This window comes from Teredinibacter turnerae T7901, assembly GCF_000023025.1.
Classification (GTDB): domain Bacteria; phylum Pseudomonadota; class Gammaproteobacteria; order Pseudomonadales; family Cellvibrionaceae; genus Teredinibacter; species Teredinibacter turnerae_B.
In genome coordinates, this window is sequence record NC_012997.1 from 4,807,908 (window position 1) to 4,834,794 (window position 26,887).

A 26,887-nucleotide genomic window follows, 5' to 3' on the forward strand; every position below is an offset into this window, starting at 1 on the left:
GACAGCGGATAAATGCCAGGTCACAAGCTGCTGTGTACAACTGCCAGCCGGCGCAGAACGATTGCGCAATGGTCATCGAAAATAAACACATCCGGTGGCAGAATAGCGCCCTATTTTTTTATCGAAGGACACATCATGCTCGAAATCGTGATTCTCGCCGCGGGCAAGGGCACCCGCATGCGCTCCGCCAAACCCAAGGTTTTACACACACTGGCGGGCAAGCCGTTTCTCGCCCACGTGATTGATCGCGCGCGAGACCTCCAGGCGGAGTCAATCGCTGTGGTGGTCGGTCACGGGGCAGATGCCGTGGAACAGGCCGTCGCCGACCACGGCATCGTGTTCATCGAACAAAAGGAACAATTGGGTACGGGCCATGCGGTATTACAAACCCTCCCCTCTCTGCAAGACGATGCCACAGTGCTCATTCTGTATGGCGACGTGCCCCTGATTCGCAGCGAGACCCTCGCCAACCTGGCCGGACTGGTGTCCGACGAAGCGATGGGGTTGCTTACCGTCACCCTGGCCAACCCGCAGGGCTATGGCCGCATAGTGCGCAATGCGCTGGGCGAGGTAAAAGCCATCGTCGAGCAAAAAGATGCTTCCCGTGAGCAACAGCAGATTCGCGAAGTGAATACCGGTGTGATGGCCGTCAAAGCCCGTCTGCTAAAGCGCTGGCTACCGGCTTTGGAAAACAACAATGCGCAGGGCGAATACTACTTAACGGATATTATCGCGATGGCCGCTAAAGAGTGCATTGCCATCGAAACCGCGCAGCCCGCAAGCGAAAGCGAAGTGCTGGGCGTGAACAACCGCGCCCAGCAGGCGCAGTTGGAACGCATCTATCAACAGGAAATCGCCGAGCAACTCATGACCTCCGGGGTTACCCTGATGGACCCGGCCCGGTTCGATTGTCGCGGCACCCTCAGTGCCGGGGAAGATTGTGTCATTGACGTGAACTGTGTGTTCGAAGGTGAGAATCACCTGGGCAACAATGTCGCCATCGGCCCCAATTGCACCTTGATCAACGTCTCCCTGGGGGACAACACCGTAGTGCACGCCAACTCGGTGCTGGAAAACGCGGTTGTCACTGGCAACAGCAGTATCGGCCCCTTCGCCCGTTTGCGCCCCGGCACTCGCCTGGCCGAAGGCGCACGTATTGGCAACTTTGTTGAAACCAAAAACGCCGCAATCGGCAAGGGCAGCAAGGTCAATCACCTAAGCTATGTCGGCGATGCCGACGTTGGCGCAGAGGTGAATATCGGCGCGGGTACCATCACCTGCAATTACGACGGCGTCAACAAGCACCGCACCGAAATCGGCGACCGGGTATTCGTCGGCTCAAACTCCGCACTGGTCGCGCCGGTGAATCTCGCCAGCGGCACCACAATCGCCGCCGGGTCCACCGTTACCCGGGGGTCTACAGATGATCAACTCGTAGTGGCGCGCGCCCGCCAACGCAATATTGACGGCTGGCACAGACCGGAGAAAAAATCCTAACGCGCACCGGTGCGAATCCACAAGAACAGTAAGCAAGCGACAAAGAAGGTTTTATTTCGCGCAATTTAGCCCTACTATCTCCCACTATAGTGTGATTGCCAGGGGGGCTGAGTGCACGAGTGAAAGTCATTGCAGCGAACCTGCTTCTCGCACTTTTGGTGGGCGCCTCCGTCACGGTTGTATGGATTATGCGTGACGCGGGTGAAACCGCGCCCTGCCCGCACAATGGCGGTGTCATTTTCGTCGACTGCGTTAATCCCCAGTGGCGCGCAATCTCCTCTTGGGAAACCCGCTACGACAACTCCTCACAGCACATCAATACCAGTGGCAATAACCAGGATCTGGTGCGCTGGGAAGTGATCGAAACCCGCGACCCCAGCCGCGGTGCCGTTATCGACGTGCGCTACAGCGACGTACCCGCCAATGGCCGCCTCCGGTTTCACACCGCGCGCCTGGGCGACAGCGCCGATATGTCTGCCTATGCGGGCGGCAGCGTGCAATTCGACATCCGCATACTCGACTGGGGCCGGCCCAGGCCCGGCATGGTAGTCAACTTCAGTTGTCAGCAGCCCTGCACCACGGGTGTTGTTCCCCTCACTCTGCAACCAGGGAAACGCTGGCAAAAGCAGCGCATTGCGGTGGATCACCTGGTCGGCCTCGGCCTCGATCTCACCCACGTGGATATTGGCCTTGCGATATCTCCCCTGTGGAACAGCATGCACGGCGCGCACTTTCAGTTGGATAACATCCGCTGGGTGAAAGAAGGCGAAGACTAGCGCCCTGACTGCGGCAATATGTCGCATCGGCTCAATCCACTGTCGTCGCTAAAATGGCCGCCACATTCCACGAGGCCATAACGATGAACAAACTCCCTTTCGCACTGTTCGCTCCCTTGCTGGGTAGCGCGGCAGTCTGGGCCGCAGAGCCCGCCCTCGAAGAAACCCTGGTAAAAGGGCAAACCAACAAACACGAGATCGTCATCTCCGAGCGCAGCGACTTCGCGCCGGATTCCGCCCAGTTACTCAGTAAGGCTCCGGGTGCCACTGCCAATGGCAACGGCCCACTCACCGGCATTCCCCAGGTGCGCGGCATGTACGGCGCACGCGTTGGCGTCACGGTTAACGGGCAAAGTATCAGTGCTGGCGGCCCCAACTGGATGGACCCGCCACTGTCCTACGCGCCGGCAGCGCAACTGGAAACCCTTACAGTGTATCGCGGGATTGCGCCGGTCAGTGTCGGGCAGGAAACCATCGGCGGTGCGATAGACGCGGAAACCTGGCAGGGCCAATTCGCGAGCACCGGCACGCTGGACATTAACGGCAATATCAACCTCGGGGCCCAAAGCGGCAACGACGCTACTCTGGCCAGCGCGAATCTGGCGCTGGCGTCGCGTGCGCAAAAGCTGAAGCTGCAGCTGCTCAGTGAAAGCGCTGACGATGCGCCCTTTCCCGATGGCGACCTGCACCCCACGGAATATCAGCGCGACCGCGCTGATCTGGGCTACAGCCTGAAACACGGCAAGCACCAATGGTCACTGGACCTTGCCCGCAGTAACACCGGTACCACCGGCACCCCCGCACTGCCGATGGATATCGGCTATATCGACAGCGACCTGTTCAACCTCAGCTACCGCTACCAAGGCGACTGGCAAATCGAGGCGCAGGCCTATGGCAGCAACATCGACCACGGTATGACCAACTACGCCTCCCGGCAGCCGCCGATGATGCCCACCATGTACCGCCGCAACACTGCGACCGGTGAAAATCGTGGCTTCAAGTTACAGGCACAGCAGGGCAAATGGACGCTGGGCGCCGACTACCACGACGAGCTCCACAACTCGGATATCGACAACCCCAATGCACCCGCATTTTTTGTGATCAACTTTAACGATGCCAGCCGCACCGTTAGCGGTGTATTTGCCGAGTACTCGGCGCCCCTGGGCGCACTGTCGTCCGAGGTTGGTGTGCGTGTTAACCGGGTCGCGATGGACGCGGCCGACGTGGGCGGCACCCCGGCGATGATGATGCCCGCAGCCGCCACCCTGCGCGACAACTTTAACAACGCGGAGCGCTCTCAGAGCGATACCAATCTGGATGCGGTGATCCGCCTGCACCACAGCAACGGCTGGTACGGCGCAATCGGCCAGAAGACCCGCTCACCGTCGTATCAGGAGCGCTACCTCTGGTTGCCCATGGAGTCCACCGCGGGCCTCGCTGATGGCCGCGTGTACATCGGCAACACCGAACTAAAACCGGAAAAAAGCCACGAACTTGAATTGGGCTACGACTGGCAGAGCGGAAGCTTCAGCGCATCACCACGCGTCTACTACCGCAAAGTGAGCGATTACATACAGGGCACTGAGAGCACCAGTATGGCGGCGGTAATGGTGGTGGAAATGATGGGCATGAACCCCTACAAACCGCTGCAATTTAACAACGTGGACGCCGAGTTCTACGGCTTTGATATGGACGCGCGCTACACCATTAACGCCGATTGGGAGGTGCAAACCCTGCTCAACAGCGTGCGTGGCAAGCGCACCGATATTGACGACAACCTCTATCGCATCGTCCCGGACAACGCCACCCTAGCGCTCAATTTCGCGACCAGCGGCTGGGGTGCCAGTGCACAGACGCGGTTGTTCGCCGGTCAGCGGGAGGTCTCTGTCAGCCAGGGCGAAAAGCCCACCGCCGGTTACGCTATCGCCAATATCAGCGCTTACTGGCAACCGGTCGGCACACTCAAGCTCACCCTCGGTGTGAACAATCTGTTCGACAAGTCGTATCAGGACCACCTGGCTGGCTACAACCGGGTCAGCGGCGCCGATATTGCCACCGGCGAGCGCCTGTACGGCTACGCCAGGCACGCCTACCTGCGCTTGAGCTACCAGCTGTAGTCGCCGGGGCAAGCTGTAGGGCTGAGCAGCCTCAATCTTTCAGCTTGTTGATGCCCAGGGTTTTCATCATGATCTTCTCGTACACCGGCTCACTTACGCCGGTTTCGATTTTATGAAGAAAGTATTTCTCGAAACCGATTTTTGCCAGGTGCACCCACTTCCCGCTTTTCATCCAGTTCACGTTGCGTGGCGGTATCTGCGGGATCGCCACAAACGCAATCCCGGTATCGCCCATATCCGCCAAACACACCGCGGCCCAGGTGGCCTCTTTAGCTGGCGCCTCGCCGTCCAGGACCGCGCGGATATTATGCGCGGTGGCGGTGACCATGCTTTCAATCATAAACCCGGTTTTCGGCACCCCGGTGGGCACCGGCGTAGGCTTTTTCGGCGCGATGGCAACCGCGACACCCACCGACCAGATATTGGGGTAGGCCGGGTTGCGCTGGTGATTGTCGATCAGGATAAACCCGCGCGGATTCACCAGCCCATCCACCTCCCGCACCGCATCTATCCCCGTGAACGCAGGCAACATCATCGAGTAGCCGAACGGTAGCTGGTGGCGCTGCTTCTCCTGCCCATGCTCGTCACACTCCAGCACGTGCATAACACCGTTTTCCACTTTTTCGACCTTGGCGTTACAGATCCAGTCAATGTGGCGCTGGCGCAATTCGGACTCCAACATGGTTTTACTATCGCCGACACCGTCTAACCCCAGGTGGCCGATATAGGGCTCGGAAGTCACAAACGTCATCGGCACCCGGTCGCGGATTTTGCGCTTACGCAGGTCTTTATCCATGATGAATGCGAACTCATAAGCGGGCCCAAAGCAGGAGGCGCCCTGCACCGCACCCACCACGATCGGCGCGGGGTTAGCGGTAAATTCGAGCCATTTATCCCGCGCCACCTCCGCGTGGTCGATATGGCAAACCGACTGGGTAAAACCCTCCGGGCCCAGGCCTGGAATTTCCTCAAACGCGAGCCGTGGCCCGGTGGCGATCACCAGTTGGTCGTAATCGACCACATCGCCATGCTCGAGTAAGAGTTGATTGGCCGCCGCATCCACTTTCACCACCTTGCCCACCTTAAGCTGGATGCCCCGCTTGTTCAGTGGCTTGCTCAGCGGCACGGTAATATCGTCCCGCTTGCGCCAGTCGACCGCGACCCACGGGTTGGAAGGCACAAAATGGTAGTAATCGCGATCGCTCACTACCGTTACCGTGTCGCCCTCGCGCGCCAAATCCTTCATTTCATAGGCCATTGGCAAGCCGCCCAGGCCGCCGCCCATCACCACAATATTCGCCATCGGATTCCTCCCGTTATTATTAAATTAGAAATCTCTAAATTATTATAGTGCAGCCTCGGGTCTGCGCATTATTCAACCGGATTAATACGCGGATATCCGCTCGAGCACGGTGCACTTATGGTTTTGAGGATAGTGGAAATGAATGGAGGCGTAGATTTATACAGATCGGTTAAATTGCAATCGCCATCGAATTAATGGCGCGTATGTGATTAATACCTTTATTTAATCAGGTTATAGGGTATGTTTCCTATACTGAATGTATTTTGATCCAGGCAGGAGTATGGAATGGCGATGAAAAACGCCACAGGTCCGCGCGCGCGCGGAGCCACAAGGACAAACGGACACAAGAAAAAATCCACTGCAAAAGCGCCCCGTTTCAACCAGGCTCTGTCGCCAGACCCCACCAGTCAATCTGGATTGGGGCGCGATTCTCTGTATCTGCAGATGCTTAACTGCAGCGACGACGCGTTTATGCTGCTGCAGAGCCAGCGGGATAACGACGAACTGGTGGACCTGGTCCTGCTGGAAGCCAATACCTCGGCCCTCAACCTGCTCAAACGCGATGCCGACGATGCGGTTGGCCAAACCGTCAGCCTGCTGCCCCACGCCCTGTTCGGGCCCATTCTCAATTGCGCCCAATGGCTGACCCCGCAGGCTCCGCAGCAGAATACCAGCGTGCTGCATGAGCGCACCTACCTGAAAATCAGCCTTCACCAACTCGATGCCGACTGCGTGTGTGTGATTTTGCGCAATGCGCATAAACCGGCGGTAGGGGAACAGCTGCAGGAAAAACTGGCGCGTTTTCTGGAAGCCGCGCCCGATGCCGTTGTCGTTGCCGACCTGGAAGGCCGCTACCTCCACGCCAACGCAGCCGCTTGCGAACTGCTGGGTTACAGCCGCGAAGAAATTCTTCACAAACAGTTCTCAGACATCATTCCCGATATTCAACGGCGAACCCTGTTGCAGGCCAAGAAGCAAATGGCCGACGGCGCGCAACTTACCTCCGAGTGGTCGATTCAGCGCAGCGATGGCCGCGTTATCACGGTGGAGGTGAGCGGCAAAATTCTTAAAGATGGCCACTGGCTGGGTTTTGTGCGGGATATCACCCGCCGCAAAAACAACGAGCGTGAATTGCGCCTCGCTGCCGCGGTTTTTGACAACACTCGCGAAGCCATTGTGGTCACAGACGCCGAGCGCAACGTACTCGCGGTCAACGGCGCCTTCACCACGCTCACGGGCTACAGTGAACGCGAAGCGAAAGGCCACATATTGTGTGAGTACCTTTACCGCTCCGGCAAACACGACGAGGAGTTTTATCAAACCCTGTGGCAGCGGGTAGACGCCGACGGCCACTGGCGCGGTGAAGTCTGGAGCCGGCGCAAAGACGGTGAAGTCTTCCCCAGTTGGCAGAACATCTCGGCGGTCAGTGATGACAACGGCAATATAAACCACTATGTGTTGATACTCTCCGACATCAGCGAGAAGAAAGCCGCAGAAATGAAACTGAGTTACCTGGCGCACCACGACGCCCTGACCGGGCTCGCCAACCGGATCGCGTTTAACGGCAATCTGGAGCGCGCGATTCACCACGCAGAGCGCAACAGCTCCAAGGTGGCGCTGCTCTATATCGATCTCGACAACTTCAAAATCGTCAACGACACCCACGGCCATCTCGCCGGCGACCAACTCCTGCAGATCACCGCCGACCGCCTGCGCCGATGCGTGCGTGGCGAAGATGCCGTCGCCCGCATGGGTGGTGACGAATTCACCATCGTGTTGGAAAATATCAGCAGCTTTGAAGACGCCATTGGCGTCGCTGAAAAAGTTATCCACACCATGGATTTACCGGTCAGGCTTGCCAGCGGCGAAGTGGAAGTCGGCTTGAGTATTGGCATCAGTCTGTTCCCGGACCACGCCCAGTCACTCAACGACGTCACCCGCACCGCAGACGCCGCCATGTACGCGGCCAAAAAATACGCCCGCAACAGCTACCAGATCTTTAACCCGGAGCAAACCTAGCCAACCGTATAAAACCGCCCTGACTCCATCTTTACGGCTACATTTTTACGCCTGAACGTGCCTGGCCACTCAATCTACGCCCGCGGATTGAGTGTTAGCGAAACCCGCCCACGCTTATTCCCACGTGTTCATTCACAGATTTTTACTTTCATTTTGTCGCACCTCACCTATAATTAATTTCGATTCGAAACTTAAAAAAACTATTCAGTGACAAAACGAAACACCCAACAACGCCGCCGCGCTATTGTCGATGCCCTCAACCGCCAGGGCGAAGTCAGCGTCGAAGCGCTCGCCAACGCATTCAGCACCTCTGAAGTCACCATTCGCAAGGACCTTGCCGCGTTGGAGGCCAACGGCCTGCTCCTGCGCCGTTACGGTGGCGCGGTGCCGCTGCCGAAAGAACTTGTCCACAGCGAAGACGGCTCTGCCGAAAAAGTTTCGAAACGAAAGCTTTATATTGCCCAGGCCGCCGCACGGCTTATTCGCGACCACAACCGCATCATTATCGACAGCGGCCACACTACCGCAGCACTGCTGCCGGAACTCGCCCACAAACAAGGCCTGGTGGTGATGACCAATTCCCTGGATGTCGCCAACGCCCTGCGCGAACTGGAGAACGAACCCACCCTGCTCATGACCGGCGGCACCTGGGATTCCCGCTCCGAAGCATTTCAGGGCCAGCTCGCCGAACAAATGCTGCGCGCCTACGATTTCGACCAGCTATTTATTGGCGCGGACGGGCTCGACCCGGCTCGCGGCACCACCACGTACAACGAGCTGTACAGCCTGAGCCGCATCATGGCGGAAGTGTCCCGCGAGGTGGTGGTGATGGCCGAATCCGCCAAAGTGGGCCGCAAAATTCACAACCTCGAACTGGAGTGGGCACAGGTCGATATTCTGGTGACCGACCAGCAGTTACCGGAAGACGCAAAGCAACAGATTATCGACCAGGGGGTCGAGGTGATTTGTGTGTAACCGCCAGCAGCCTGCGAAACAGGCGATAAATAGCTGTGGCAACCCACAAACCGGACAAACAACCGTTAATGCATAACGCGCGGCAGTAAAGCCCCGCCGCAGCGATGAACAAGATAAGTATTGGAGAAAGATTATGTGTGGCATTGTTGGCGCAGTTGCGCAACGCGATGTAGCTGAAATTCTGGTTGAAGGCCTGCGCCGCCTGGAATACCGCGGATACGATTCCGCGGGCGTGGCCATTATCGATGGCGACGGCAGCCTCGCCCGGGTGCGCCGCCTGGGTAAAGTCAAAGCCCTGAGCGATGCGCTGGAAGAAGCATTCCCAAGTGGCGGCACAGGAATCGCCCACACCCGCTGGGCCACTCACGGCGAACCCAGCGAACGCAACGCGCACCCGCACATCAGCCACGAGAAAATCGCGGTGGTGCACAACGGCATCATCGAAAACCACGCACCCCTGCGCCAGTCACTTATCGCCAAAGGCTATCGTTTCGAATCGGAAACCGACACCGAAGTCCTTGCCCATCTGGTAGAAGAACACCTTAAAACCAGCGATTCATTGCTCGCCGCAGTGCAGAGTGCGGTACCTGAACTGGAAGGCGCTTACGGCACCGTAATAATCGACCGCACCGACAGCAGCCGCATGGTAGTCGCGCGCTCCGGCAGTCCGCTGGTGATTGGTCTCGGCATTGGCGAAAACTTTGTTGCCTCCGACCAGCTCGCGCTGCTGCCTGTTACCCGTCGTTTCATGTTTTTGGAAGAAGGCGATGTTGCCGAAATTACCCGCAAAAGCGTGCGTATTTTCGATAAAACCGGCGAGAGCGTCGAACGCGAAATTCACGAGTCCAACGTCAGTTACGACGCTGGTGACAAAGGCCAGTACCGCCACTTTATGCTCAAGGAAATCCACGAGCAGCCCAGCTGTGTGTACGGAACGCTTGAGGGGCGCGTCAGCGGCGACCGTGTGTTGGACGAAACTTTCGGCAATGGCGCGGCAGACCTGTTCAAGCAGGTACAGCACATCCAGATCGTCGCCTGCGGCACCAGCTATCACGCGGGCATGGTCGCCCGCTATTGGCTGGAAGACTTCGCCAATATTAGCTGCAACGTGGAAATCGCCTCAGAATTTCGCTACCGCAAATCGTTTGTCCATCCAAACAGCTTGTTAATTACCATCTCGCAATCAGGCGAAACCGCCGACACCCTCGCCGCGTTACGTATGGCCAAACAGCAGGGGTATCTGGGCAGCCTGACCATCTGCAATGTCGCAGGCTCGTCGCTGGTCCGCGAATCGGACCTGGCATTTATGACCCGCGCCGGTGCTGAAATCGGCGTTGCCTCAACCAAAGCCTTCACCACCCAATTGGTGGGCCTGGCGATGCTCACCATGGCACTGGGTAAATACAACGGCCTGAGCGGTACCCGGCTCCAACAGATGGGCGCAGCACTGCAACAATTGCCGGGCTTATTGGAAGAAAGCCTGGGCCTCGCCGAACAGATCGAAGCCCTGGCCGAAGAATTTGCCGATAAACAACACGCGCTGTTTTTGGGGCGCGGCGACCAATACCCGATTGCGATGGAAGGTGCGCTCAAACTGAAAGAAATTTCCTACATTCACGCCGAAGCCTACGCCGCCGGGGAACTCAAACACGGCCCGCTGGCCCTGATCGATGCCGAAATGCCGATTATTGTGGTTGCACCAAACAACGACCTGCTGGAAAAACTCAAATCCAACGTGGAAGAAGTACGCGCGCGCGGCGGCATCCTCTACGTGTTCGCCGACACCAACGCCCAATTCCAAAGCGACGACACCCTCCGCGTCATCAACGTCCCCCATATCGACCACTGGCTCGCCCCCATTCTCTACACCGTGCCACTGCAACTGCTCTCCTACTACGTGGCGATTATTAAGGGGACCGATGTAGACCAGCCGAGGAATTTGGCGAAAAGCGTGACAGTGGAGTAGGGGTTGGGAAATAAATTCTGTGAAGTGTTGAATGACAATAAAGTATCGTACTTTACAAGGAGCTCTCTATTCTGCAATTGGAGAAGATTGAGCAAGGTTTATTTTATGATTCTTGAAGCGCAAATTGCTCGATAGATCTGGGAATTACGGAGCATCCACCGGATCGTCAAGTAACTTTAAAAAGCTGTCACCAAAGGACATATTTATAGCTTTCAATCAGAATCATTAGTGCATAGCATTATCGTCCGCACACAAGGCAGTGGCTCTATTTCAGCCGTCAGTTGAATTAAATAATTTATCATACACCCACACTCTTTCCAGAAGGACGAAGGAAAAACTTTACATTGTGTGTACCAGGTGCAGGTTGCAGAAAGCCATTTTCATCATTCATATCAGCTCATGTGCCAGACTACGAGGTATTAGAGAAGGGTCAAGGGTTTCCCATGTACTTTTACGAGACACTAAAAAAAGCCGAAAAATGGCTTATTCGAATCAACTGAAGCTGGGGATAGCGACGGATACATCCGCAGAGAAGCCGTTACAGAGTGGGCTCTGGAAACTTTCCAGAAGCATTTCAACAAAACCGCGATTACAAAAGAAGCCATCTTCTGGTACGTCTACGGCTTTCTGCATTCAATAGAATATAAAGAGCGTTTCTCAGCTGATCTGAAGAAGATGCGACCCAGAATTCCTTTGCCTGAAGATTTTCAAGCCTTCAGTGATGCGGGTCGTGCTCTAGGTGAATGGCATCTAAACTATGAGACAGTCGAACCTTACGCTCTAACCGAGGATGTTACGCGCTCGGTGATGGAAGCTAAAGACTGGCGTGTATCCAAAATGGTATTGGGCAAGCAAGGCGGAAAACCCGACAAGTTAGTGATTGGCTATAACGAGAATGTCACGCTTAGGAGAATCCCCCTGGAGGCATACGACTACGTGGTATATGGCAAATCAGCCGTTGTGTGGATTCTGGACCGCTACAGGGTATCTGTGGATAAGGCCAGCCAGATCTGGAACGCCCTCAATGATTGGTCGGAAGACCCACGCTACATCGTCGATCTGCTGAAGCGCATAGTTCGGGTAAGTGTAGAGAGCGTGCGGATGGTCAACAACTTGCCACCGTTAAACGAGGCGAAGTAACGATTAAACTGGCAAAATGACGACAAATAACAATAGCGTGACATTTGCGCTCGAATACGGTGAATGGGTGATTTAGGGGAAGGTATATGGCGAATGGGAAAATCTTAAGACAATTGATTAGAGCAGGCAGCAGCGGCGATGCTGAGGCTTTTCGTCGTGCCTCGGAAGCCGTTATCAAGGATGAGCGACAGAAGCAGCACCACTTGCTCGCGAATGACCTTGAGCAAATTTTGTACGGCGAGCACTTAAAGCCTGCCAAATCCTCTGGACGTACGCAGCTCCCTGCCGCCCCCGTCGATAAAGAGCGGGGCTTGCCATTGCTGGATATCAGGCAGGCCCAAAGACCATTAGAAGAAATGGTTTTACCTGAATCCAGCCTTGCAGCTATTGAGGAACTACTAGAGGAGCATCGCCGAGCAGATGTATTGCGAAGCTTCGGTATGAAGCCTTCTGGTAAAGCGCTTTTCCACGGCCCACCAGGGTGCGGAAAGACGTTAGCTGCGGAAGTGATTGCCTTCGAGCTGGACTTACCCTTGGCTATAGTGCGGCTGGATGGTTTGGTCTCTTCGTTCCTGGGAGAAACTGCGGCCAACTTGCGCAAAGTTTTTGATTTTATTGCAGAGCACCCGACGGTGGCATTGTTTGACGAGTTTGACGCAATCGGCAAAGAGCGTTCGGACGCTGGCGAACATGGCGAACTGCGTCGCGTGGTGAATGCGGTTTTGCAGATGATGGATGCTTACCAAGGGAAGAGCCTGATTTTGGCAGCCACCAACCATGAATCCATCTTGGATAATGCGATCTGGCGCCGCTTTGATGAAACAGTTGGGTTCCCCCTGCCTGACTCGGCACAACTCCAGCAAATTCTTTCACTCAAGCTGCGCGGTGTTCGCCGTCAGTTTGAACTGGATGAAAGCTCACTGCTAACGCTCTTTAAGAATCGCAGCGGTGCCGACATTGAGCGAATTGTGCGCCGGGCCGTCAAACGAATGATATTGCGTAGCCAGGAATTTTTAACAGTTAAAGACCTAAAGCAGGCGGCTTCACGCGAAAAATAATGATAAGGCTGGATCATGGCTGATTTTGAACACCTAAGGATTGAAAGAGCACCCTTTGAAAACGACCGTAGAACTAGAGAATACAAAATTCCCCGGCACCCTCGAGGAGACCTTCGTGGGCACGGTCAGCGTTTGGCAGATGCGTTAAATAACTCATTTCAAAATGCACAACAGCAACTTACCTCTCGCCCCGGCAACTTTGTTCTAAAGATTCTCTATACGGGCTTATTAGACATCAACCACCTGCACAAGCACGGTGTAGAGTTTGTGAGCCATGAAGACAATCAGCTCTGCGTGGTTTTTGCGAACGAATCCGGGCTCGCGAAGTTTGCTGACCATTTACAAAAGCTAGGAATTGATGATGCTGAACTGACCTATAAGCAAATATTGGAAGCCATTGAGGGCATCGATAACTGGACCGCAGAAGACCGCACCAGTTGGGCAATAACCCAGTTTGGTTTGCCGCAGGAAGAATCGTTCATTCTAGACATCGAGCTATGGCCAGTAAACGTTGCGCGTCACCCGGACAGGTTGACCATTTGCGAAGCTTTCGAGCGGTGGTTGGCAGAGACTCAAATTCAGAGGGTCGATAAAATAAACCTCGATAGCCTGTTGATGTATAGGCTTCGGGTGAATGTTAATCAGGCCGGTATGCTTTTAAACCACGGGGATGTGCGGCTGGCGGATTTACCACCTAAAAGCGGCATTCAATATAGCCAGCTCCATTGCGATATTGAAAACCTGCCCGAAAACATCCCGCATCCGCCAGCGAATGCTGCACGGATATGTATTCTTGACAGCGGCATCACTGGTAATCACCCGCTAATTGCGCCTGCCATGGCTGAAAGCGCAGATTTCATCGGAGGTGATGGCAGTGATTTGAACGGGCATGGCACTGCTGTTGCTGGGATCGCTCTTTACGGTGATTTAGAATCCTGTAAGGCGAGCGACTATTGGCGACCGGAATTACTGCTGTTCAATGGCCGAGTTCTAAATGAGCACGCAGAATTCGATGTAAAAACCATCGAAAAAACCTTAGTCGAAGCTGTTACCTACTTTGTAGAAGAGCATCAGTGCCGGATATTCAATTTGTCTTTGGGAAATGCCAATGCGCCATATGATGGCAGGCATGTTCGCGGTATTGCTTATGTGCTTGATAAACTTGCTCGCGACTTTAATGTTCTATTTGTCGTTTCCACAGGCAATTTCAACGGTTCAAATAATCCCGAGGTGCCGAAATACAGTTGGAGGGACGAATACCCCGAATATCTGCTAGCAGAGCAGAGTGTACTGATAGACCCAGCTCCAGCATTGAATGTAATTACGGTTGGCAGCCTGGCAAAGCACAACGCAACTTTTGACGCTCAACGATACCCAGAAATTGCACAATTAGCACCTGCAAACGAAAACCAGCCATCGCCATTCACTCGACACGGCCCGTCAGTAAAAGGGGCAATAAAACCCGATTTGATAGCTACAGGCGGTAACTTTGCTTCAACCATGCGCACTGGGCGAGAATACGACGCTGTAATGAAAGGAATGGGGGTTTTAACCTGCAACAGTCGATTCGTGGGCAATACAATATTCACTGAAATGAGTGGGGTCAGTTTCGCGGCACCGTTTGAGACTCATTTGGCGGGACGACTATTGAATAATTATCCCCGCGCATCCGCCAATTTGCTCAGAGCTCTTTTAGTCAACCATGCAAATCTCCCCAATGAGGTCGAAACAAGCTTTTCTGAAGAGATGAAAGCAACCTATAAAGCGGCTTGTGGTCGCGATGCCGGTAGAGATATTGCCGGCTACGGCGCGGTGGATGAGAACGAGCTATTTCGCTCCTCCGAGAACGTGGTTGTGTTAATGGCGGAAGACAAAATTGACAACAATGCCCACCACTTTTTTGAACTTCCTTTACCGCCCGAGTTTTTACGAACCCAGCGCGCTGCGAGGGAGATCCGAGTGACGCTCGCCTACTGCCCAGCAGTGCGGACCACGCGCCTAGATTACGTTGCTACAAAGATACATTTTCGCCTCGTCAAAGGCGAATCACTAGAGGCCGTTCAGCGCCACTTCAATCACGAAACCCAAGGCGAAACCGACACTCGTAACGACGATGCCACTGGCAATCGGGATATCACCGCAGAATTGAGAAGCAAGGGCACAGTGCAGTCATCCACTTGGCGAATGAAGCAACGCAACCCAAACGAGAAGTGGTTTGTTGTTGTAACCCGGCAGGACAGGGATTGGGGCGAAGCTTTGAGCCTGGAACAAGAAGACTACGCACTGGTGGTTACCGTAACCGACCGAGAAAACGAGCATGCTCTATTGTACACGCAAATCTCACAGCTGATTGATCTACAAATTCGAGCCCGTGCGCGTGCTGAATAGCCTGTAACTCAGCAATTGGAGCCGCTCTGCGGGCTCCAATCCTAACGCTTCGCAATACACCACATATTCGAGAACATCCGCCAGCTTCCTCTCCATCGTTTCGACTTTCTGAACAAAGGAATGCGGCACTGCGAGCCGTTCTGCCAGGGCGCGCATGCTGAGGCCTTGCTCCTCCCGGCTTTGCTGTAGCCAGTGAATCAGTTTTTGGTATTGGGGGACCCAATGGACTTTTTCATCGTACCAATTATCGGTACGCACCTTGTCTATAAGTAATTAAGATACACATTTATTCATGCACCAAAGAATTAAGTCCCCTGCTCGAACTTAATAATTCCCATGGTGAGTTCAAGTTTCATGGGCGCGATCCACTGGATCTGTTTCTGCACCCAAACTCAGACCTTTGACCTATTAAAACTATTCCAAGGATTCAATAATGAAAAAACTTGACCTTACCATCGCCTTATTATCAACTTACGCAATCGCCAGCACCGAGAATGACGACAAAGTAAGGTGACCTTACCTTTAGTGGTTGTTGCCACCTTATTCTAGAAAGAATCTCTTTATATCCTTCAATGCATAGAGTTCTGGGTTTCGCTCATATTCCCCAGCCAGATGGCCCAAATCCCAAAAAGTCTACATCTCGCGTCGGCCTGCGTGGGACATCGAACCAAAGATCAAATAGCAGTGCACCTTTCAGATAAAAGTGATTCACATATTTGGAAATGCTGATCCGATATAACAAGCGCTCAAGGCAGAATCGAGTTAGCACAAGATTAAAGTCTTGCTTCGTTTCACGTGCATGATTGAGTAGACGTGCTCGTACTGAAGAGGCCACATTTCGGTTGATCACGAAAGACTCTCCATGTATGGCCGCATAATATTTGCAACTCGCAATATCGTTGCGTACCGCCACAGCTCATCCATGCTAGTGCGTTTGCTGTCCCAAGCTTCTCGTAGGGCTTCCAGTGCAACATCTAGCCCGATCTTATTTCGAAATTTAAAACAGTCGGCTACCGTACGCGCGACATTAGATACTTTGACAGTTACTCCGTCGACTGAGTGCTCTTCAATCCCCTCGGTTAGTGCTTTCCCTGAGAATCGAATAATTCGCAATGGCGGGTAATCTATTTTCGGCGCTCGCCCTTTATGAGGTATGGCAAGCCAAACTTCAAATGGCGATTGCGTGGTAAGTTCGTGTACACGCAACGCGGAGAGTAGGCAAATGATTCCTTCAGGATATTTGCTGGCAACTTCTGCAAGTGAGCTATGTTCTGAGGACTGCCTGTTAGGGAGTGCATACAAACCGCGATCGACTCGAACCAGTTGCCCATCCCGAACTTGCCTAGTGAGGGCGATGCGGGGCAGCCCCTGTGCGGAAATATCGCGGGAACGGATAAGTCCTTGGGTACGGGCTAATTCTAGGATTTGTTGGCCGGCACTTTTCATACGGTAAGTATGTTTCATAATGTCGGCAACAGTCAACACATGCCGACATTATGGAACATGCTTAAGATGCTCATAAGTGGTGTTTAGCGTAGAGCCAAGCCGGAGCATTGAACAAAGAACGATGATCATTGGCTGAAAGTGAAAAAACTGACAACGCAAGTGCTGGCTCAGCTCGCGTTGTAACTATATTGGAGCCGGTAGCCCTAGGTCGTCATCATATAAACAAAAGCGTCGCTCAACAGCCGACCGCGCATATTCACCAGTGTCGTATTGCGTTTTTGATTTATCAACGTCATATGCTCATCAGACACCCGGCCCTGATCGGTGGGGGCGTATACAATCAGGGCATAGCGTTTATCCGTATTGGATTTGAGAGCGCCTATAATTTCTGGGAGGTCGTCTGCTACGGTTTTGTAGTGCGCAATAATCAGTGTGGCACCCTTGAGGTTTTCAATATCCCACCGACTGATTTTGGTAATATTTTTTTCGGCAAAAAAATCTGAATCGAGCAGCACATTTTTAATATCTGGCGAGCACTCTGCATTTGCAACAATCACGACTTTACGCCGCGCCAATGCCCTGCCTAACCGAAACAACACCAGCAGTATGTTTCGCGAATAAACCCACTGGTTACAAATAGCCAGCAGAACACTAAAAATCAAAATAATGCAGGAGATCCCTCCCAGCACCACAAAAGTATCATGTTGAAAAAAATCAACTAACCAATCCAGCATTTAGAGCAATCTCCTTTAATTCTAGCCTGAATTTGCCAAATATATTTTCTTGGCTTTTTTCCCGTAATTGCCGTTCCACTTATCCTCGCCCCAGCGCCGTTTTATCGCCACCAGTTTTTTCGCTTTTAACTCTGCATCTGGCTCTTCAGCCCACAGTTTCGCTAAAGGCGTACTCAAAATCGCTTGTTCATCACTTGGGATGTGGTGCTCTTGCTTAATCCGTTGGATAGTCTCGTAAAGCCACACCTCTTCCTCTGGCACTTCAGGTGCACCCAGAGGTTCTTCCACTGCCGACGCCTTGGTGATCAGCCGCCCATAGCCGCTACTGGTTTTACCACCAACGCCCCATTGTTCGAGCGCGCTACGCAAGAGCTGCATTGTCAATTTGCACCAGGCGCGGCCGTTTTCGCTGGTGTCCTCACAGGAAATCGCAATGCGGAAAGTCCCAGCCACGGACAAAAAACTATTGGCGGGGTTAGGGTCATCGAAATCTGTCGGCGCGGCATTTCCGCTGGTGTAGTAATCGCTGTGGTGGGGGGTAAGAATATCGTCAAGCAAGCCCTTATGTTCCTGCTCCACGCATTGGGGCTGAATCCAGCCATCGTGAAACACCAGGTTACCCGCACTGGCGGAACTACCAAATACGATTGTGTGGTACTCCCCGCCAATGTCCCATTCGGGCTCGTCGTTCTTCCATACAGATGCAGCAAAGTGCGCTGCCAGGCCCTTTAACGCAGTGCCTGGAATAATCGGCACGCCATAGGTATGGTGCAGGCTCAGTCCGGTTTCCAAAACACTGTCCGAACCCAACCCAATAATCATTCGGCTTATCGTCTCAACATCGTCTACGCAGGAGTTTTCCGGCCATAACGACTCTCTGCGTTCGAATGCCAGGGTGTAGGGACGGCTGAGGTGTTTTACCGCGAGTTTCGCGGTTTGCAATAAATTCTTGCGATATTTGGCCGACCCGCCCCGCTCCTGGCCACTGACCTGTTCCAGATAGCGATCCAGCAGCAGGCCCGCGTGGCTAAACGTGACTTCTTTTTGCAATTGCTCTGTTAAGTGAGAAAGCTCATTACTAACTGCGTTACGGCACGCTTGCATCGCTCGCTCCCTCATCTTCAGCTTGGTCAGGTATCAATGCTTCGCTAAAGCGTTTTAGCCAGTTTGCCGCACTTAATAGCAGCCGGGTTAACCGCATATATTCTGGCAGCCCCGCAGTTCGCGCCTGGCTATCAATCGCGTTGCTTCCTTCACTCGTCATATTTGCCACCGCTGCCAGGTCTACGAGGTAGGCGTCCTTACCTTTCGCCTGCGCAAACGACAGCGACTGTGCGAGGCCGCAAGTGTGAATTAACGTGGGGAATCGCTTCGCAAAACTTTTATACTCCTGAATATCCTTTTCCTGTTGCAACCGGTCGGCAACTTGCTGGTATGCGCGCTGGGAAAACTGCTGCTGGCGGGTTTGAAAATTCGTCGACTCGGTCATGGCTTCGCAGCCTCGCTGTCGAAAATGCAACGTACCTGTCCTTGCCCGGTAGTGGCATTGCCACCAATTTGCAGATGTAAGGGTTTGCAGCAGTATTGAGAAAATAACTCATCCGCAGTTGTACTCCCCGCTCTACCTTTGTACAACCGTTCGCACCATACGCCCCCCGCCAGCAAGGTTTCCGCAGGCAGTGATTCCTCATACCAAAGCGCTCCGGGCACAACCGTTTTGGTCTCTTGCTCAATACGAATACGCGCATTAACTTCGGTGCCGGTATCGCAGAGAAAATTAAATGTATCGTCGGAAAGGATAATAAAGCGAGACACAAAGGCCTCTTGCCAGCTACTTTCGCCAAAAACATTTCTGGCGATATACAGAGCCCAGTTTTTCGCCTGCTCCGATGCCGTATTACTAAAATCCAGATCTTCGAGAAACACCGTGTTGCGCTCAGCAAGCGCAGTGTCGGATGATGTTATCGACGCGTTAGCATTCGCCACAGCGGGAATTTCCAAACCTGCCCCATCACCGCCATACGTTGTTATATCCCGCAGAAAACGACGCAGGGCCATTGGCGACGTACACCACGCAAAAGTGCCGTATAAACTGCGCACGGGTAAACACACAATATGCGCATCGGTAAAATTCAGCGAGCCCGCATTCGCATCGGAATCGCCACCGCTGCCAAATGCCACATCCACCAGTGAATTTTCCGTTTCTTCGTAATGCGCTCTCAGCACACCTTTAACGGCCGAAGAAGGCACAATGGGCCAGTGCGTAATTTTCTCCCGCATAATTGGCAAATCAATATAGTCGAGCCCGCGTCCGACACCAACGTGCACCGGCGTAAGCGCGTGCAGCCAGTAGAGTCGGGAATGTTTTAACGGTGTATCCACAGCTTTCGTTCCCCTTTAGTTTTTATGCTCATCCCATGTTCCCCACAACGCCAGGCCAAACCCGTCATTTCGGTCCTGCGCTTTATCGCACACAGACGATAACCACCGCGGCACCAGTTGTGCCGCGTCACCCTGATCGCAGGTAAAAAAGTAAACGCTGCCCGCGGGCACCATTCGGCGCGCAGCCTTGGGGCCCCAGGAATCCCGCTCCAGGCTCCAGCCAGACAGCGGTTGCCAGCGCTCGCTGCACACTGCCCTCAATGTGAGTTTTAGCCCGCCTTCAATACCCGGAGGACAACCGGTGAACGTGGTTTTATCCAGCCAGCCCGGCAACCAACCACCATCAAACAACCCCGGCGTTGCCAGATACAGGCGTATTTTTGTGGCCTTAGCAAGTGCGCTGGCAACGCCCTGCGGGCACTCCCAAAGATGCTGATCATCAGTGTGCTGCCAGTTGGCGAGTCGCCGGTCGCCGCCCATAGGGTGTACCTGTGCAAGCCCCTCGAGCACCTGCTGGCACCACCCGCTGTTACCCACCCGACTCACCAGTTGCACTATATCCGCCGTATTCGGCAGGTTTAAATCCAACCCAGCGGTAATAAATAACTTGCCATCATCGGCAACCCCCTTCTCATCGCTGAGTGCGGTATGCGTGCGAAAATCTACTGGCGGTGCGGCGAGGTAGCCGGTATCGGCAGAAGTAGGCGTGTTGTCTGGCGGCGCGGTAAATCCGGAGGCTGATGAACGCGTTAACCAATCGGCCATCCGGGCAGACGACCAAAACTGTGCGATCTCAGCCGGTTTGCCGTCCATATTCGCGCCGTCGGGCAAGAGTGTAGGCAGCAGATTTGGGCCTGGTAAATCAACCCCCTCACCAGCGCCAAGCGCACCGGGGCGCAACCCGTAACAATGCCGCTCGGCGCCACTTTCAAATACCCGGGCATCCAGGGGCCGCGGGAAAAACAAGGTGTTATTCAGCAGCGCCAGCGGGCCTGCAATTTCCAGCGCTTTAAGTGCAGCAACGGTTTCCGTGCTGAAACCGCCAGTGGCTTTTCCCAGCAGGCTGCGCAACGAACCGCTAAATAGCGAGGGATAAAACCACGGCAGCGAACGCATTCTGTTGCCCGAGCTGGCGCCGAACGGGCGGCCATCCCGCGCGATTAATGGGTCGCGTGGCGTTAACCTGACAAAATGGTGAGCCATGGGGTTACACCTCCGTGTGTGCACTGGGTTCGGGCTGCAATACCTTGGCATCGGCAATTTTCTGCGCGACCAGCATTTCACTCGCCAGCCGCAACACATCATTGGTAGTGCGGATACAGGCGGTTTTGGTCACAAGGTCCACCCGCAAAGTTTTCTCCACCTGCTTGCGTTTCAGCAGCAATAAAATATCCGCTTGCAGCGCCTCGGCGCAGCTTAAAGCCCCGTGCGCCAGCGCCAACTGTTTTAAGTCGTAAGGAAGTTTTGTCGGCAGGAGGTTATTGCGAAAATAGCCCGCCCATTCGTTAAGGCGTTTATCCAGCGCGTTGGCGGTGTCCTGCCATGGCTCTCGCACTTTAAGTCCTGGCCCACTGCGCGGATGAACGGAAACAGCGAGACCGTTGCGTGTTTTATCGGCGCGGTCGCCAGGCGTGGTGTCGCGATCGGTATAGCCGACCTTGGCAAACTTTTCTGCCGCGCGGGCATAATTCAGTAAATCCTCCAGCGGCTCCATGCAATGCCCAATGGCCACCCCCACAGACAAGGTAAGCGGTGTTGCCAGCCCAACCGGCTCGGTTGCCGCGATAAAGGCGTCGCGCAGCGCTCGCGCGCATGCCAGCGCTTTATCAACCGGCACCATCGCCAAGACATCGTCACCACCGGCATACACACACACGCCCTGATGTTGGTGAACAAGCGATTCAACTGACAGGGCAAACCCGGCCAGCGCTTGGGAAAACTCCCGGTGGGTCGCAACACTGTCGATATTGGCAATCGCCTGCCCTAGACGGTCCCCATCGGCGGCAATCAACGCTAAATAGGGGTCTGGCTGGCCGAGGCCACGGTTGTTCGCGGTAATCTTATTTAATAATGCCGCAAGCGCTGCAAAGTCGTCTTTTGATACACCCGCTTCCTTCGCCATACTCTCGTAGCGGGTGGGGAACACGGCGGTACCATCGAATGGAAAATACGCGTAATGAGGGTGATTGTTAACACTGTTCAGCGCTTCTACTTCATGCAACCTGGCACACTCATGGTTTAATGCGGCAAATCGCGAAGGGTCAAGCGCTTCTAACTTTCGCAACCAGGGATCAGCAGCAACGCGCGCCACCGAGGGGTAGGCCTGGTAACCTTTTGCCGCGCGTTTTACCACGCCGACCACATCCAGTTCCTCCCCATCTGCCAGCGGAAACTGCGGCGAAGGCGCAACATTGTGCTTAAGCAACGACGATGGATGACGTACCAATACAGACTCCCGCCGCCCATCCAGCGAGGACTTTGGAATGCCCGCAACACCGTTGGCCGCCATAAAATTGCGACAGGATTTACGGCCATGCAGCAGCAACTGCATCACCCGCGCTCGCGCATCAGCATAACTGCGATCCAGTGGCACCCACGCCGAATAACATTCAATAACATCGTCTTTTTGTTGCTGCCACAGAAGCGGATCGACAGATGCGGCTAAATGCTTATCGTCCATCAGTTCCTCGGCATAGCGCCGCCAGCATTGGTACGCCGCATTCTTCGCTACCCTGGCGACCTCTGCCGGATCGGCATCGCCCGCGAGCCTGGCCAGTATCACATTGGCTACCGCCCCGGCTCTATTCGTTGGCGTGGAGGTTGCTGGCGGAGCAATAATCGAGGGGTGCGGAAAAATTAATTCCCCCTGCTGCTGGTGTACGCTTAAGGCAGTTGCCTGGCAAATATCGCTCAACAGTTTAGAGCCCAGCCATAAATCCCGTGTGCGCCGCGCTGCGGCAATAAATTCCTGTACAGGTCCCACTGTTAAAGCGAGTAAAAAACCGTTATCCATGGTCGCTACTTTGTAATTTTTTTAAAATTTTTTTGCCTGTGATGAAAGATAAAAATGCCTCGATAGCGCTGCCTCCCGACGCGCTATCCATCGGCGAATCAGGGTATTGTGTAAAATCAGGGTTCACAATAGCGCGTTTATCCAACGGCGCATCAATGACCTCAGGGTTCTTTTCTTCCGTTTTCCGTAAACCCAGGCCCGAGGGCAACGCAGTACTCAGGCGCACAATAAAAGGGTAACCCTGCTCACTTCCGCCACCGCTCGGCGGGCACATATTTAACGATTTAGTAATTAACGGGCTGGCCATTCTTCCCCTGGGCTCGTCATTCACTATTGGGTAAAGCTCGGTTCCGGAAATATCATCATTATTTTGTTTGAACTGGGTAATAATGGGCAGGCCGAAAGCCGCGCGGGGAAAAGCATTATTTGGGCTGCTCTCGCGATAATATCTGGCTTTCTTAAGAATGGTGCGGATGGCGTTTGCCTCGGGCCACAGGGAATGGTTGCTGCCGTCCCGCCCGACCATGTCAGCGGACGACTTGCGCCGGTGCTTATTCCCCTTGCCACTTTTTACGAATTCACCCTGGCGAAAAAGCTTTAGCGGATGAACCGCATTAAGCCACGCAGTGCAATTGTCAGCACCCCGTGCACTATAAAAAAAGTCCTTCAATGTCGGCCAGGGCCGCTCTTGCCCCAATAAAATTCCGTAACTATTCAATTTTTCTTCTAGCCACTGGGGTATTTCCGGTGACTGCGGGCTGAACACAGCGCAACTCAACGAGCCAAAACCGCGCCGGGTGCGCGCGCCCAGCCCACCAAAATTCACCCAGGCCCAGAGTGCCGCTTCCACCTCGTTGCGCAACGAGTTTTCCTCACTGCCGGGTTGCACCGGTGGGGAAAAACTCAGGGCTAATTGAAATTCCGCAAAAGGTAAAAACTCGTCGGGGAGCGAATCTTCTTGATCCGATTTACCGATAAAAGGAAAAGCGATATAGCGCGCGGCATCGGTATTCGCCTTAAAAGGCTCGGCCCAGTCCGGCGTGCGCCTTCCCTTCTGGTTTTTAATATATTTCAACACCGGCTTTGGCTCGTCACTATTTAACAGTCGAACCTGCAACTGCACCCGGCTGGGGGTATCGGTATCGCCCCAGATCGCCGCTTCCCGTTCGCGCAGGCTTGCCAGATTATCGAATTTTGCACCTCGGGTTGCGCGCCACCAGAAGCGTAAATGCCCGCGAATAGACGTACCGCGTATTAATTGCGAAGGGTCGAGCACGCGAGCTTCAACACCGCCGCCAAACATGGGCGTTACAACCTGAATGTTGTAACGCCATTGTGGGTGCGGTGGTGTGTTTTTATCGTCGTGCGAATGGCCAGTTGGCTGTGGCGCAGGTTTGGAAATGAGCCGGGGCATTCAATCCTCCATGAAGCCTTTCCCTGAAGTGTGCCATCATAAAGGAATGGCACGACAACACGTGTAGATTTTTGCGCCATTAAATACCGTTTCATCCGTTTGTGCATCAATATCAAATGATCCAGAAGTCAGCCCAATAAAACAGACCTGCCTGCCCAAGGTGCTGCGTTATCCGGGTGATTGTTAGAGCGCACTTATTCAAGTACGGTATTGCGCAAGTTTCGATAGAAAAATTAAAAATCGAAACAAGAAAACCAAGCAAGCAAAACTCCGCAACCTATTAACCCAGCGATTAAATAGATGATCCTATCTATTCAATCGCGCACCCTTGAAATACTGACGAAAATGTGTGAATTTTCTGATATTTCAAGGGTTTACATTGCCCATCGGGCAATGGCGGTGCTTCCCTGCCCCGCCTATTAACTTCGCAATTTTCATTGCCAAGTTAATAGGCGCTGGGCTCGTCTTCCGGTTTTAATTCCCGCAGTGGCCGGGCGGATACGCGAGCCAGCCAGGCGGTGCTGTCCACTGCGGGTGTAAATGTGTTTGGTGGCGGGTTGTGTGCCGCATTAGTTAAAAATTCGGCTGTGGCATTTGCTGGGTAATGTGCATCTGTTTTCCGGGGTATTTGCGCTTCTGCGTTTGCGGGTGTGTTATTCACAAAAACATAACCGGAGAAATTAACCCTGTGCTCGATGTTTTGTACCCGCGCGGGTTCTCGCCTTTGCACCGTATCATAGGCGAGCGCTGCGGTGTGTTGGGCGTGCTTTTGCGAGCGGCTTAGCACGGTCACCTCGTGCGATGTGCGCAGCAGGTAAAAACCGGCGGCGGCCATATCGCGGCCGAAATCATCCAGTAATAAATCCGCAAGCAGCGGGCTTAAGGGCGACCCCAGTGGCAGGCCAGCGCGTTGACGCTCGCTACCCTCCAGCGCGACGGGGGCGGCGAGCCAGTCGGCAATCAGGTCCAGCAGCGGGTCGTCGTAACACAGTGCCCGCAAACGGTCGTAAGCCCGTTGGCGATTTGCGCTTAACAGTAAATCGTCTGGCGTGGCCCTGAATGCCCAGCGGTAGCCTTGTTGCAGCGCCTGCTGGCGGGCTTTTCTGTCGGCGCTTTTTATCCCGTTTTTCGCGGTTTGTTGCGGGCTCTGGTGCGGCACAGTTTTATGGGCAGGCACCTGCAACGACGCCACTAGTGATTCCAATAGCTGTTTTACCGCCTGCTGGAGAACGCGGTCCCAAAATGGGGGCACCATCGCAACGCTCTCGCGGCCATCTGCATGCCATGTGCGCCAGCCCCGCAACGGCGGCACTCTGTATTGCTGGTTGAGCACCACACTGGCGAGGGTGTGCAGATGGTCTTGCACGCGAGCGCGCGGCCACAGCTCCGGTGGGTAATCGTCGGGTTCACCGGGCACCGACGGCGCGGGTGGGAGCTGGAGCTTGCTCGTGCGCGGCGCGGCAATAGCATTTGCGCCGGAACCCGGTGTTTTGTTCGCCACCTGGCAGTAGGCATGCCAGAGATTGTCGATGGCCATAGCGCGGGCCAATAAGGGCGCGGCGGCCAAGCTGCGGCGATAAGACACCCCCGCATCGGCCGTTAATAGTTCGTACCGGCCCCAGCCAAAACTGCGGCGCTGGCCGATGCCCACATATTGCCCCAACACCAGCAGTGGCCACCAGGGCGCCAGGGCCGCGCTGTTAGGCCAGCCCGCAACACCCAGCATGCCACCCATGACATTGGCTTCGCCATCGGCATGGCGGTATTGCGCATCCACCCAGAACAGATCGCAGTCGGTAAAGGCAGCCGCGGGCGGCGCGGGGCGGTGTTGAATGGCAATCGCGCGGTTGCGCAACAACTGGGCGAGCGCATCGAACAGGCGGCTCAGCAGCAGCGGTACACTTAGGTCCGCCGGGGTGCGGCAATAGCGGTGCTCACCGCGGGCATTGCCGCGCTGCGATTTTGCTTTCAACAGCCGCACCGGCGACGACCAGTGCCAGGCAAACACCGGTTGCGCTAACCAGGGCGCGGTTTCCTGCAACAACACCTCGTGGGTGTATTCACTCAGCTCGGCAACCTCGGCAATGGGTTGCCGGTTAAAGCCATCACTAAAGCCTGCCCAACGCCAATTATCGGCAAACGCGCCGCTGCACCTGGCTGCAACTGCCGCCGCAGGTAAATTGCGCAAACGGGCCAGCAGGCGCGCTAACAGCACCTCACCACCGGCCAGTGCAACCACGGTAAATCGGTAAAAATCACCTTCGTTATAAAAGAGACGGCCGCTTTCGGGCGTATCGGCAAGCAGGAACTGATCGAACTGATCCGGGTGGTCCAGTAGATTGCGCAGGAATGCGCTCATGGCGGGCTGATGGAAAAAACTTAACTCGCACGCGGTTACACACTGCAAGCAAACCACCACACTGCGCAACGGCAGTAAGTGCTGTAACGGCAGCAGCGAATCGCGCATGCATCTGCTCTCCATGTCGAAAAATATCCTTGGGGTTTAGGGCCACAACCGCACCGGGCCACCGGCCTAAAATTACCAGCCCCACAACCGCAAGGTCAATCAATCATGGCATTCGCTGTCGGAATCGGGTTTTAACAGCCTTAGCGGCTAAGTCTTCAGTGACGCGGATGAACTACCAGCCAGCTGCACTCG

The 26,887-nt window shown here is 54.5% G+C and carries 21 protein-coding genes, 1 pseudogene and 1 CRISPR repeat array (1 of these 23 running past the window's edge); of the genes and pseudogenes, 10 read left to right on the forward strand and 12 right to left on the reverse strand.

Features of this window, described 5'->3' with window-relative positions:
- The first annotated feature begins 12 nt into the window (after positions 1-12).
- The 3 genes from glmU to TERTU_RS19320 all read left to right on the forward strand — a co-directional run bounded on the left by glmU (position 13) and on the right by TERTU_RS19320 (position 4,390).
- On the forward strand, positions 13-1,497 hold the full coding sequence (glmU, locus tag TERTU_RS19310; protein ID WP_015820195.1) for a bifunctional UDP-N-acetylglucosamine diphosphorylase/glucosamine-1-phosphate N-acetyltransferase GlmU: 1,485 nt from the start codon (positions 13-15) through the stop codon (positions 1,495-1,497).
- Positions 1,498-1,616: 119 nt separating this feature from the next.
- Positions 1,617-2,273 (forward strand): hypothetical protein, encoded by a 657-nt coding sequence (locus tag TERTU_RS19315; RefSeq protein ID WP_015818958.1) that lies wholly within the window; start codon positions 1,617-1,619, stop codon positions 2,271-2,273.
- A gap of 83 nt (positions 2,274-2,356) precedes the next feature.
- Positions 2,357-4,390: a TonB-dependent receptor plug domain-containing protein gene (locus tag TERTU_RS19320; protein ID WP_015820583.1), complete on the forward strand. Its 2,034-nt coding sequence runs from the start codon at positions 2,357-2,359 to the stop codon at positions 4,388-4,390.
- A gap of 31 nt (positions 4,391-4,421) precedes the next feature.
- On the opposite strand, the gene TERTU_RS19325 is transcribed toward TERTU_RS19320, so the two are convergent.
- Complete coding sequence (locus TERTU_RS19325; protein ID WP_015819934.1) at positions 4,422-5,693, reverse strand: NAD(P)/FAD-dependent oxidoreductase; 1,272 nt, start codon at positions 5,691-5,693, stop codon at positions 4,422-4,424.
- 285 nt (positions 5,694-5,978) lie between these two features.
- On the opposite strand from TERTU_RS19325, the gene TERTU_RS19330 reads away from it, so the two are divergent.
- The 7 genes and pseudogenes from TERTU_RS19330 (at position 5,979) to TERTU_RS19355 (ending at position 15,239) form a co-directional block, all read left to right on the forward strand.
- Entirely contained in the window at positions 5,979-7,712 is a 1,734-nt protein-coding gene (locus tag TERTU_RS19330; protein WP_015817774.1) for a diguanylate cyclase domain-containing protein, read from the forward strand.
- Positions 7,713-7,919: 207 nt separating this feature from the next.
- Positions 7,920-8,687 carry a DeoR/GlpR family DNA-binding transcription regulator gene (locus TERTU_RS19335; protein ID WP_015817670.1) on the forward strand — a complete coding sequence of 256 codons (768 nt, stop codon included), beginning with the start codon at positions 7,920-7,922 and terminating at the stop codon, positions 8,685-8,687.
- 133 nt (positions 8,688-8,820) lie between these two features.
- Positions 8,821-10,653: a glutamine--fructose-6-phosphate transaminase (isomerizing) gene (glmS, locus tag TERTU_RS19340; protein ID WP_015817164.1), complete on the forward strand. Its 1,833-nt coding sequence runs from the start codon at positions 8,821-8,823 to the stop codon at positions 10,651-10,653.
- 293 nt (positions 10,654-10,946) lie between these two features.
- Positions 10,947-11,153, forward strand: coding sequence for a type ISP restriction/modification enzyme (locus TERTU_RS22500; protein WP_420834829.1), 207 nt, complete (start codon positions 10,947-10,949; stop codon positions 11,151-11,153).
- 16 nt (positions 11,154-11,169) lie between these two features.
- Positions 11,170-11,793, forward strand: a pseudogene (locus TERTU_RS19345) (type ISP restriction/modification enzyme); the annotation flags it as partial.
- Between the two features lie 86 nt (positions 11,794-11,879).
- Positions 11,880-12,851, forward strand: a complete 972-nt coding sequence (locus TERTU_RS19350; protein ID WP_015817991.1) for an AAA family ATPase — start codon at positions 11,880-11,882, stop codon at positions 12,849-12,851.
- 15 nt (positions 12,852-12,866) lie between these two features.
- Entirely contained in the window at positions 12,867-15,239 is a 2,373-nt protein-coding gene (locus TERTU_RS19355) for a S8 family peptidase (RefSeq protein WP_015820256.1), read from the forward strand.
- Here TERTU_RS19355 and TERTU_RS22505 read toward each other — a convergent pair.
- The 11 genes from TERTU_RS22505 to TERTU_RS19400 form a co-directional block, all read right to left on the reverse strand.
- Entirely contained in the window at positions 15,207-15,497 is a 291-nt protein-coding gene (locus TERTU_RS22505; RefSeq protein ID WP_420834823.1) for a helix-turn-helix domain-containing protein, read from the reverse strand. The genes TERTU_RS19355 and TERTU_RS22505 overlap by 33 nt on opposite strands.
- 337 nt (positions 15,498-15,834) lie before the next feature.
- The gene (locus TERTU_RS22415; RefSeq protein WP_338057807.1) at positions 15,835-16,152 is read right to left on the reverse strand and encodes a nucleotidyl transferase AbiEii/AbiGii toxin family protein; all 318 of its coding nucleotides are present in this window, start codon (positions 16,150-16,152) and stop codon (positions 15,835-15,837) included.
- On the reverse strand, positions 16,086-16,703 hold the full coding sequence (locus TERTU_RS19360; RefSeq protein WP_228378204.1) for a type IV toxin-antitoxin system AbiEi family antitoxin domain-containing protein: 618 nt from the start codon (positions 16,701-16,703) through the stop codon (positions 16,086-16,088). Before TERTU_RS19360 ends, TERTU_RS22415 begins: the two co-directional genes overlap by 67 nt.
- Positions 16,704-16,888: 185 nt before the next feature.
- Positions 16,889-17,419, reverse strand: coding sequence for a hypothetical protein (locus TERTU_RS19365; protein WP_015816938.1), 531 nt, complete (start codon positions 17,417-17,419; stop codon positions 16,889-16,891).
- Between the two features lie 21 nt (positions 17,420-17,440).
- On the reverse strand, positions 17,441-18,523 hold the full coding sequence (gene cmr6 / locus TERTU_RS19370; protein ID WP_015817246.1) for a type III-B CRISPR module RAMP protein Cmr6: 1,083 nt from the start codon (positions 18,521-18,523) through the stop codon (positions 17,441-17,443).
- Positions 18,507-18,908, reverse strand: a complete 402-nt coding sequence (locus tag TERTU_RS19375; RefSeq protein WP_015817724.1) for a type III-B CRISPR module-associated protein Cmr5 — start codon at positions 18,906-18,908, stop codon at positions 18,507-18,509. Before TERTU_RS19375 ends, cmr6 begins: the two co-directional genes overlap by 17 nt.
- Positions 18,905-19,801: a type III-B CRISPR module RAMP protein Cmr4 gene (cmr4, locus tag TERTU_RS19380; protein ID WP_015817966.1), complete on the reverse strand. Its 897-nt coding sequence runs from the start codon at positions 19,799-19,801 to the stop codon at positions 18,905-18,907. Before cmr4 ends, TERTU_RS19375 begins: the two co-directional genes overlap by 4 nt.
- 15 nt (positions 19,802-19,816) lie before the next feature.
- Positions 19,817-21,004, reverse strand: coding sequence for a type III-B CRISPR module-associated Cmr3 family protein (locus TERTU_RS19385; protein WP_015818380.1), 1,188 nt, complete (start codon positions 21,002-21,004; stop codon positions 19,817-19,819).
- Positions 21,005-21,008: 4 nt separating this feature from the next.
- Complete coding sequence (gene cas10 / locus TERTU_RS19390) at positions 21,009-22,814, reverse strand: type III-B CRISPR-associated protein Cas10/Cmr2 (RefSeq protein ID WP_015819132.1); 1,806 nt, start codon at positions 22,812-22,814, stop codon at positions 21,009-21,011.
- A complete protein-coding gene (gene cmr1 / locus TERTU_RS19395) occupies positions 22,807-24,228 on the reverse strand; it encodes a type III-B CRISPR module RAMP protein Cmr1 (protein ID WP_015819721.1) in 1,422 nt (473 codons plus the stop codon). Before cmr1 ends, cas10 begins: the two co-directional genes overlap by 8 nt.
- A gap of 445 nt (positions 24,229-24,673) precedes the next feature.
- Positions 24,674-26,695 (reverse strand): CRISPR system precrRNA processing endoribonuclease RAMP protein Cas6, encoded by a 2,022-nt coding sequence (locus tag TERTU_RS19400; RefSeq protein WP_015817555.1) that lies wholly within the window; start codon positions 26,693-26,695, stop codon positions 24,674-24,676.
- A gap of 128 nt (positions 26,696-26,823) precedes the next feature.
- Positions 26,824-26,887: a CRISPR direct-repeat array (repeat unit 37 nt) (it continues 1,759 nt past the right edge of the window).

Coding starts and splice junctions, on each gene's coding strand:
- TERTU_RS19350 (WP_015817991.1), top strand. CDS start 11,880: ATGGCGAATGGGAAAATCTTAAGACAATTGATTAGAGCAGGCAGCAGC.
- glmS (WP_015817164.1), top strand. CDS start 8,821: ATGTGTGGCATTGTTGGCGCAGTTGCGCAACGCGATGTAGCTGAAATT.
- cmr6 (WP_015817246.1), bottom strand. CDS start 18,523: ATGCAAGCGTGCCGTAACGCAGTTAGTAATGAGCTTTCTCACTTAACA.
- TERTU_RS19400 (WP_015817555.1), bottom strand. CDS start 26,695: ATGCGCGATTCGCTGCTGCCGTTACAGCACTTACTGCCGTTGCGCAGT.
- TERTU_RS19375 (WP_015817724.1), bottom strand. CDS start 18,908: ATGACCGAGTCGACGAATTTTCAAACCCGCCAGCAGCAGTTTTCCCAG.
- TERTU_RS19330 (WP_015817774.1), top strand. CDS start 5,979: ATGGCGATGAAAAACGCCACAGGTCCGCGCGCGCGCGGAGCCACAAGG.
- TERTU_RS19320 (WP_015820583.1), top strand. CDS start 2,357: ATGAACAAACTCCCTTTCGCACTGTTCGCTCCCTTGCTGGGTAGCGCG.
- TERTU_RS19360 (WP_228378204.1), bottom strand. CDS start 16,703: ATGAAACATACTTACCGTATGAAAAGTGCCGGCCAACAAATCCTAGAA.
- glmU (WP_015820195.1), top strand. CDS start 13: ATGCCAGGTCACAAGCTGCTGTGTACAACTGCCAGCCGGCGCAGAACG.
- cas10 (WP_015819132.1), bottom strand. CDS start 22,814: ATGGATAACGGTTTTTTACTCGCTTTAACAGTGGGACCTGTACAGGAA.
- TERTU_RS19355 (WP_015820256.1), top strand. CDS start 12,867: ATGGCTGATTTTGAACACCTAAGGATTGAAAGAGCACCCTTTGAAAAC.
- TERTU_RS19325 (WP_015819934.1), bottom strand. CDS start 5,693: ATGGCGAATATTGTGGTGATGGGCGGCGGCCTGGGCGGCTTGCCAATG.
- TERTU_RS19365 (WP_015816938.1), bottom strand. CDS start 17,419: ATGCTGGATTGGTTAGTTGATTTTTTTCAACATGATACTTTTGTGGTG.
- TERTU_RS19385 (WP_015818380.1), bottom strand. CDS start 21,004: ATGGCTCACCATTTTGTCAGGTTAACGCCACGCGACCCATTAATCGCG.
- cmr1 (WP_015819721.1), bottom strand. CDS start 24,228: ATGCCCCGGCTCATTTCCAAACCTGCGCCACAGCCAACTGGCCATTCG.